Annotated in this window: 5 protein-coding genes, 1 tRNA gene and 1 pseudogene; 3 read left to right on the top strand and 4 right to left on the bottom strand. The window is 75.7% G+C overall.

The genetic code is table 11. The features are described 5' to 3' along the window. Both KBY81_RS16435 and KBY81_RS16430 read left to right on the top strand, forming a co-directional pair. Window positions 1-533, top strand: a pseudogene (locus KBY81_RS16435) (bifunctional folylpolyglutamate synthase/dihydrofolate synthase); the annotation flags it as partial. Beyond that, window positions 530-1,078: a pentapeptide repeat-containing protein gene (locus KBY81_RS16430; RefSeq protein ID WP_254973670.1), complete on the top strand. Its 549-nt coding sequence runs from the start codon at window positions 530-532 to the stop codon at window positions 1,076-1,078. The pseudogene KBY81_RS16435 and the gene KBY81_RS16430, both read left to right, overlap by 4 nt. Before the next feature lie 16 nt (window positions 1,079-1,094). Here KBY81_RS16430 and KBY81_RS16425 read toward each other — a convergent pair whose 3' ends face one another. The 3 genes from KBY81_RS16425 to KBY81_RS16415 are packed head-to-tail and all read right to left on the bottom strand — an operon-like array spanning window position 1,095 to window position 4,250. Then, window positions 1,095-2,495, bottom strand: a complete 1,401-nt coding sequence (locus KBY81_RS16425) for an FAD-binding oxidoreductase (RefSeq protein ID WP_254977092.1) — start codon at window positions 2,493-2,495, stop codon at window positions 1,095-1,097. Beyond that, a complete protein-coding gene (locus tag KBY81_RS16420; protein ID WP_254977091.1) occupies window positions 2,488-3,762 on the bottom strand; it encodes an amidohydrolase family protein in 1,275 nt (424 codons plus the stop codon). Before KBY81_RS16420 ends, KBY81_RS16425 begins: the two co-directional genes overlap by 8 nt. Before the next feature lie 53 nt (window positions 3,763-3,815). Beyond that, on the bottom strand, window positions 3,816-4,250 hold the full coding sequence (locus KBY81_RS16415) for a DUF4359 domain-containing protein (RefSeq protein ID WP_106220594.1): 435 nt from the start codon (window positions 4,248-4,250) through the stop codon (window positions 3,816-3,818). Between the two features lie 46 nt (window positions 4,251-4,296). Here KBY81_RS16415 and KBY81_RS16410 point away from each other — a divergent pair. Then, window positions 4,297-4,369: transfer RNA gene (locus tag KBY81_RS16410), tRNA-His, on the top strand. Window positions 4,370-4,383: 14 nt separating this feature from the next. Here the strand turns inward: KBY81_RS16410 and KBY81_RS16405 are convergent. Next, window positions 4,384-5,029 (bottom strand): NAD-dependent epimerase/dehydratase family protein (locus KBY81_RS16405; RefSeq protein WP_254977090.1); only part of this gene is annotated, 646 nt, incomplete at its 5' end.

The following is a 5,029-nucleotide window of genomic DNA, read 5'->3' as shown; positions in this document are numbered from 1 at the left end:
CCCTGGACGCGGCGGCCATCCGCGCCGGCCTGGCGGCGGCCCGCTGGCCCGGTCGGCTGGAGCGGCACCGCTGGCGGGGCCGCGAGCTCCTGATCGACGGGGCCCACAATCCACCGGCGGCGGCCACCCTGCGCCGCGAACTCGACCGGCTCGACGGGGGTGCCCAGGGGGGCGTTGAGGGGATCCGGCCGCGCCGCTGGCTGCTGGGCATCCAGCGCCACAAGGAGGGGGCGGTGATGCTGGAGCAGTTGCTGCGCCCCGGCGATCGGGCGGCGGTGGTGGCGGTGCCGGAGCACGCCAGCTGGACGCTGGAGGAACTGGCGGCCGCCTGTCCGGGGAAGGCCGACCAGCTCGAGCCGGCCGGCAGCCTGGTCGCCGGACTGGACAGCCTGCTGCCAGGCGGGCCGCTGCCGGTGGTGGCCGGCTCCCTGTTCCTGCTGGGGGCCGTGCTGCCCCTGTTCGACGCCCCCGAGGCTGACGAAGTCCCCGGGTCGGGCCAGCCTGGAGGGGTCCCCGGCAGCCCCGGCCCATGACGACGGCCCCCGCCTCCGATGCCCCCCGGCCCGCGGGCAGCCCCCGCCGGCCGTCCCTGCACCTGGCCGGCGCGCTGCTCGGCCTGCTGCTGGGCCTGCTGCTGCTGGCTCCCTCCGGCGCCCTCGCCGACTTCCAGGACCGGGTCGACTACACCCTCACCAACCAGAGCGGCAAGGACTTCAGCGGCCAGCAGCTGGCCGGCAGCTCCTTCGCCGGGGCCACGGGCCGCCAGGCCCGCTTCCGGGACGCGGATCTGCACGGCGCGATCCTCACCCAGGCCGCCTTTCCGGAGGCTGACTTCCATGGCGCCGATCTCAGCGACGCCCTGATGGACAAGGTGGACATGAGCGGCACCGACCTGACCGGGGCAGTGCTGCGCGGAGCGATCGCCTCCGGCAGCAACTTCACCGGCGCCACGGTCACCGATGCGGACTTCACCGATGCCCTGCTCGACCGGGTGGACCAGCGCAACCTCTGCCGCGAGGCCCGGGGCACCAACCCGGTGACTGGCGCCGACACCCGCCTGAGCCTCGACTGCCGCTGATCGCACAGGGCGTTCCCTAGCCCATCCAGCCCCGCAGCTTGCCCGGGTTCATCAGTCCGGCGGGGTCGAAGGCGGCCTTCGCCGCCACCTGATCGGCATCCACCACCCCCAGACCACCGTCCTCGACGGTGATCACGTGGGGATCGAAGGGCACCGCCCCCAGCGCGCGGCACTGGGCGACCAGGTCGGCCAGGGCCTCGGGCCCTTGCCAGCGCACCAGGGGCAGGGCCGTCAGCCGGGGCGCCCCCAGGTGGCGCACCGCCTCCAGGTGCCAGAGCACGTCGGTGCCCCAGCGCCCGCGCACCGCCTCCAGCAGGGGCGCCTCCGGCCGGGGCAGCAGCAGCTGCAGGTAGGTCCAGTCGGGGGCCTGGGCCCGCCAGTGCAGGGTGGTGTGGTTCCAGGTGAGTTCCCCCAGGGGCAGGCCCCGCCCCCGACCCGGCTCCGGCCGTCGGCCCTGCCAGAGGATCCGGCCGCCCCGGGTCGCCAGCCAGCCCGGCAGGGCCTCGAGGCTGTCGGGGGCGGCATGCAGCAGCAGCCGGTGCTCGCCGGCACTGGCGGCGGGGCAGCCGGCCGGCCAGGGCATGGCCGCCGCCACCGGGGCCTCCAGCAGGCAGAGGGCGTTGAGCAGCAGGGCGGTGGTGGGCAGAAGCCGGGAGGCCTCCAGGGCCTCCTCCCAGCGGGCGAACCCCACCACCAGCGGCTCCCAGGCCACCGCTTCGGTGGTGGCCATCCGCAGGGCGGTGATGATGCCGTTGGTGCCGTAGGCGTGGTTGAGGGCGGCGCTGGCGGCGGCGTCGAGACGCAGCAGGCGCGGCTCGGCCTCCAGCGTCACCGCCTCCAGCCCCAGCAGGTGGCCCGGATCGCGCAGGAATCCCCAGCGCAGGGACCCCAGGCCGCCCGATCCGCCGGCGATGAAGCCCCCGAGGGTGGCGCTGCGGTAGGTGCTGGGCGCCAGCCGCAGGGCCCGGCCGTGGGCCACCAGCTGACCATCGAGGTGGGCCAGGATGCAGCCCGACTCCGCCTCGATCACGCCGCTGTCCGGGTCCAGCGACCGCAGCCGGTTCAGACCGCCCATGTCGAGCACCAGGCCCCCGGCCAGGGGCACGCACTGGCCGTAGTTGCCGGTGCCGGCGCCCCGCAGGGTCAGCGGCACCCGGTGGCGGGCGCAGGCCCCGGCCACGGCCATCACCTGCTCCACGCGCTCCACCTTCACCGCCAGCTGGGCACGGCGGCCCTTGAGCAGCGGCTCCAGGACGGGGGAGTAGTCGTGGAAGTCGGCCGAGAGCCGGCCCAGCTCCGCCGGGGTGAGGATCGGCGTCAACCCCAGGCCGCTGGCGGCGAGCTCGGCGGCCAGGGCCTGGATCCGTGCCGGATCGGGCGCTGCGGGGAGCGGGCCCGGGAAGGCGGTGTCAGGCATGGCAGGCGGCCAGGGGTGGGGAGGGGTCTTCGCAGGGGGGCGGCTCCAGCCAGCGGCCGGCCCGCAGCACCCGCCGTCGGGGGGGGCGGGCCAGCAGCTCGGCCCAGGAGGTGGCCCCCAGCACGACCAGATCGGCCGGAGCCCCCTCCCGCAGCACCCCGTCCCACTCCAGGCCCAGCAGCTGGGCCGCAGCGGTGCTGAAGGGGCTCAGCCCCAGGCGACGCCAGGGCATCAGGTGGCTGGCGGCCAGGCTGAAGCGCAGTAGGGCGATGGGATCGAAATCCCCCCCGGGAAACCAGGGATCCTGGACATTGTCGGCCCCCACGGCCACGGTCACGCCGGCCTCCTGCAGCTGGCGGATCGGGGCCTGGGGCCGCAGGGACGGGGTGCGGCGCTGGTGCTTGGCCAGCAGCCAGAGATTGGTGCTGGGCAGGGCCACCACCCCCACCGCCGCGGCCGCCATCGCCTCCGCCAGGCGGCGGCAGGGCCGGTCGGCCAGCAGCCCCATGCTGCTGGCGTGGCTGCAGGTGAGCGGCACCACGATGCGGTGCCGCAGCAACAGCTCGCTCACCAGGGCCACGCCCCGGCCGTGGTCGTCGGCGCTCTCGTCGACGTGCAGATCCACCCCGCAGCCGAGGCGCTCCGCCAGCCGCAGCAGGGCCAGCAGGCCGGCCCGGTCGGCCGGTGTGGAGCGGAAGGGGGCACCGAGCACCCCCCCCAGCAGGCCGCCGCGGGCGGCGACCCAGGCGGCGAACGCCTCCCCATCGGCCGTGCGCCAGTGGCCCACCGGCACCAGGGCCACCAGCTGCAGTTCCACCCGGCCGCGCCAGCGGTCGCGCAGCTCCAGCAGCACCTCCCAGCTGGGGGTGGCCCAGGGGCCGAGGCTGTCGATGTGGCTGCGGATCGCCCGCAGGCCGTAGCGCCAGGCCTGATCCAGGGCCCGCTCCCCCCGCCGCCGCACCGCCTCGGCCTGCCGGACGGCCGCCTCCCGGCCGTTCGCCGCCATGGCACCCGCCATGGTGCCGTCTGGGTTGGGGAACGCCTCAGCGCTGAAGGCCTTGTCGAGGTGGGCATGGGGCTCCACCAGCGGCGTGAGCGCCAGGGGGGCCGCCGCGCCGCCCTCCCCATCGCCACCGCAGCCGGTGGCCAGCCCGTGGATGGCCCGGATCCGGCCCTCGCCATGCTCCAGCCGCACCGTCACCAGCCCCTGGTCGTCCGCGGCCGGCAGGGGGGCACAGGGGTCGAGCAGGAGCCTGGGGATCCGCATGGGCGGCAGCTGGCCGGGCGGAAGGGGCGGGCGGCCGGGCGGCGGCGCCCCGGTCACGGCATCGGACTCCCCGGCGCGCTCTCACCGGCGCTGAGGAGCACGAAATGCCCAGCCATCGCCAGGGTGACGGCGTCGTACCGGGGGATGCTCCAGTTGGGCAGCACCTTCTCACCCCCCAGCCGGGTGCCGTAGATGCTCAGCAGACCGAAGTTGTAACGGCGTGAGTGCTCCCGGGCCAGGCGGCCCAGCACCTTCCGCTGGGAGCGCACCAGCTCCGGACAGTTCTGGATCAGCAACCGGGCCAGCAGCGGCAGCCCCTCGTTGCGGCACAGCTCCTCGCTGGCCAGTTCGGTGAGCTTCTCGGCGGCGAAGTCCTCGAAGGCCGCCGGGCCGGGGTTGGTGACGGCAAGGCCGATCAGGCCCCCCGCGACGGCGGTGAGGCCCAGGAGGCCGGAAACGGTGCGGGTGGCGGTGGTCGGCGGTGGCAAGAGGGGGGGGCCGGCAGGCTCGCTTGATACATTGGCAAAGACCGCGGCGGGCGTCGCCAAGTGGTTAAGGCAGTGGCTTGTGGCGCCACCATTCGGGGGTTCGAGTCCCCTCGCTCGCCCTTCAGGCCCGGCGCTACGGCGTCGGGCTTCTTTCTTGGCTGAACAGCAGCTCCAGCAGGGCCTCGCCACCCTGCCGCACCGGATCGAGGCAGGGGAGTCCCGTCTCCCTGGCGGTGGCCGCCAGCGCCGCCGCCGCCGAGGGCCCGTCCAGGTGGGCGGTGTTCAGGGCGATGGCCGCCACCCTGGGGGGTGGAGCGGATCCCGCCGGACGGCCCAGGGCCGCCAGCGACTCGACGGCGGCGATCACCCGGCCGAGGGTGGGGAGGGGGAAGTCCGCCAGCCGCTGGATCGTGCGCTGGCCGGCGCGGTGCACCAGCAGCAGATCGGTGGGCTGGCTGCCGCGGATCAGGGGCAAGGTGGCGCTCGATCCGGGGTGGCAGAGGGAGCCCTGCCCCTCGACCAGCACCAGGGTCTCCGGGCCGGCCCCTTCGGCGGCGGCCAGCACCGCCGCCTCCACCGCTCCGGCCGCGTAGTCGATGCGCACGGCATCGAGGGCCACACCGCCGCCGCTGATCAGGATGCCGGCCTGGCCGGTGCCGACGAAGCGGGCGTCGCGGCCGCGGCGCCGGGCGGCGGCCAGCAGCTCCAGGCAGGCGCTCATCTTGCCCACCGACATGTCCGTCCCCACCGCCAGCAGCCGGAGGCCCGGCAGCGCCGCG

The sequence above is a fragment of the Cyanobium sp. Lug-B genome (genome assembly GCF_024345635.1).
In the GTDB taxonomy this organism is placed as follows: domain Bacteria; phylum Cyanobacteriota; class Cyanobacteriia; order PCC-6307; family Cyanobiaceae; genus Cyanobium; species Cyanobium minutissimum.
Note: the sequence above shows the minus strand (reverse complement) of the source record. Positions and strands in the feature narration are given on the sequence as shown.